This window comes from Arthrobacter sp. H20 (assembly GCF_000520515.1).
Taxonomy (GTDB): domain Bacteria; phylum Actinomycetota; class Actinomycetes; order Actinomycetales; family Micrococcaceae; genus Arthrobacter_D.
Genome location: NZ_KI914715.1, coordinates 1 through 2,641, shown reverse-complemented (window position 1 = coordinate 2,641; position 2,641 = coordinate 1). Strand labels below are relative to the sequence as shown.

3 protein-coding genes are annotated in these 2,641 nt (G+C 60.6%); 2 read left to right on the top strand and 1 reads right to left on the bottom strand.

Annotated features, from left to right (window positions below):
* Positions 1 to 129: 129 nt before the first annotated feature.
* Both Y703_RS17895 and Y703_RS20690 read left to right on the top strand, forming a co-directional pair.
* Entirely contained in the window at positions 130 to 819 is a 690-nt protein-coding gene (locus tag Y703_RS17895; protein WP_051427298.1) for an MBL fold metallo-hydrolase, read from the top strand.
* 110 nt (positions 820 to 929) lie between these two features.
* Complete coding sequence (locus tag Y703_RS20690; RefSeq protein WP_026551707.1) at positions 930 to 2,078, top strand: baeRF3 domain-containing protein; 1,149 nt, start codon at positions 930 to 932, stop codon at positions 2,076 to 2,078.
* A 33-nt stretch (positions 2,079 to 2,111) separates the two neighbouring features.
* Here Y703_RS20690 and Y703_RS17885 read toward each other — a convergent pair whose 3' ends face one another.
* Positions 2,112 to 2,453, bottom strand: coding sequence for a hypothetical protein (locus Y703_RS17885; protein WP_035763818.1), 342 nt, complete (start codon positions 2,451 to 2,453; stop codon positions 2,112 to 2,114).
* Positions 2,454 to 2,641: the final 188 nt, after the last annotated feature.

Here is a 2,641-nt window from a genome sequence, read left to right as displayed (position 1 = left end):
CGTCGCCGGCTTTGGCGCCTCAGCCCACGCCTCCTGCAACCGCACCTGCGAACTCGGGATGACCCGGGCAACCGGCAAGGACTACCGGCACCTTCTGGAGTTGCTGGAGGAAGTAACGAGGACCTCACCATGCGCCTGATTGCCAAGAACTGCTACCAGCTGGAGCATTCGAAGGGCTCCAACGGATATCTGGTCAACGCCGACGGCTCGACGGCGCTCATTGATCCGGGCATGCCCGGCGGGTACACCCGGCTGCTGGAAGAGTTGCGCGACGCCGAACCGGTGATCGGCCCGGTCACCGACATTCTGCTGACCCACTACGATGCCGACCACACACGGGTAGTCAAGCAGCTGCAGCAGACCCTTGGCGTTCCGATCTGGCTCGGTGCGGCAGATGCAGCAATCCTGCGGGGGGACGTCCCGCCACCAACACGCTTCAGACGATTCCTGGCCAGGGTGTTCCCCACTGATTACCCGGCGCAGGTAAGAGAACTTGCTGGCGAACAGACCATCGTCCAGGGGCTCACCACCTTCCCGACCCCCGGCCACACGCCCGGTCACATGGCGTTCCAGTTCGGCGGGGTGCTCTTTTCCGGCGATGCTGTGACAGTTTCCAGGACTGGCGAGCTGAGCCAGTTTTACCGGTTGACCATCAGCGACCCGACGCAGGCAAAACAGACCGAGGACCTGCTGCGGCGCAGGATCACCGGCGGCATGGTGCAGTGGATCTGCGCCGGCCACAACGCGCCCGCGAAGACTGCGAATTTTCTCGGGGTTGCCCGCTGGCCACCCTCCTCCCTTCGTCCTAGGATCGAATGACTAACGTCGAGGGCAGTGAGTAATTGACCGGTTAGCCGGACAACAACCGGTGGCCGTCTCTCACCGCTCAGACACACGGTATCGAACACGCTCCGCGAAAGGACCCTAAGTTGTTCACGCAAACGGATCTGGACCGACTGATATCCACTAAATCAAACACTGCGGTATCGATTTTCATGCAGACCCATCTCAAAGGAAAAGAGGTACGGCAGGATCCCATCCGGCTGAAGAACCTCTTAGCCGATGCCCGGTCTAAGCTCGCTGCAGCTGGCCAGTCCGAAGCAGACGTCGATGCACTCCTCGAGCCCGCCACAGCCCTTTTGGAAGACCGCAGTTTTTGGCAGCACCAGAGCACTGGATTGGCTCTTTTCATTGATGAGAATCAAACAACTGAGTACCGCGTACCTCTTGGTCTCGAGGAGCGCGTAGTTGTAGGTGGAAAATTTCACATTAGGCCTTTACTACCCATGCTGGCGGCTGACGGTCAATTCTCCGTCCTGACAGTGACGGCCGATAAAGCGACACTCTTCAGCGCGTCCCGCTATGAATTAGCTGAGGACAGGACTGTCGGTCTTCCCGAGAGATCGTCAGTGGAAGACGACTATGAAAACCCGGTGCAGGCCAGCCCTACTGCACGTCCCAATGTAGGATCATCGAACATTCCAAATGCACAGGTATACGGGGACAGCCCACCTGATTTCAGGAAGGCGCGTCTCCTTGAATTCGTCGCGGATGTGGCGAAGGCTATTGGAAACCGTTTCTCCGCGAGCCCCCACCCTCTGGTACTCGTCGCGGATGCTGAAATCAGTGGGCACTTCCAGCAAGCGAGTGACCTTGGCCAGATTCTGGCAGGGGTCGTTGAGATCAACCCGAACGCACTTGATACTTTGGCGCTTCACGGCCTGGCTTACCCAAAGGTGAAAGAGCGGCTCGACAGCGGGCGAGTGGGAGCCCTCACGAACGCAGGCGAACTCTTGGGCCGGGGCGACCACGCAGCGACTAGCCACATGGCGGACATCGTACGGGCGTCGCACCAGGGTCGGGTCAGCACTCTCCTCCTTCACGACAGCGAGCCGATCTGGGGGCATTATGACAGCGAGACTGACATCCTTAAGACGGGGCCCATCTTCGAATCCTCGGGAGAGGATCTTTTAGGGATCGCTGCGATCGAGACATTGCAACACGGGGGTGTTGTTCACGTCATATCATTGGACGAGCTCCCCCCCGAAACCGACGCAGTAGCCCTCCTACGCTACTGAACCAAAAGGCGCCTGCACCACCCTTCTTATCGTTTAGGAGTCCTGCTGGGGAGTTTCGCCAGGGGTCCTGAGATCATCGAGGGCCTTGATGGCCTTCTCCCAGCGTTCCTGTCGCTGCGCCGGTGACTGCTCCCACCAGGGTGTTCCGCGTTCGCCGAGGCCTTCCTTGGCGATCTGCACGCGGCGACGAGCGTCCTTGACCTTCGGTTCCTGCTTGGCCTTGCGGTGTTTGTTCACTGCTGAGCGGGCGCGGCCCAGTTGGGACAACAGCTGCTTCTCGACGTCGTCGGGCAGGGTCGGATCGGCGCGGCGCCATTTCCTGCCTTCGTGCAGGAAGAACCGGTCGTCGTCGGGAGTCTGGGGTGTGCTGGTCATGCGCGCCTATCGGTGGGGGTGGGGTGCTACAAACGTACTGGCTTCGGCGCTCAGCTAGCTGCTGGGGACCGGCGGGCCAATGACCAGGAGAGCGGCGAAGACCGCGGCGACGGCGACCACCGACATGGCAGCAGCGAGAAGAGGCTTGCGCAGCACCCAGGCCTGAATTTTTTCGACCGGCCCGCGAG

Excerpts from the sequence above, each read along its gene's own strand:
- Y703_RS17895 (WP_051427298.1), top strand. The coding sequence starts at position 130 with ATGCGCCTGATTGCCAAGAACTGCTACCAGCTGGAGCATTCGAAGGGC.
- Y703_RS17885 (WP_035763818.1), bottom strand. The coding sequence starts at position 2,453 with ATGACCAGCACACCCCAGACTCCCGACGACGACCGGTTCTTCCTGCAC.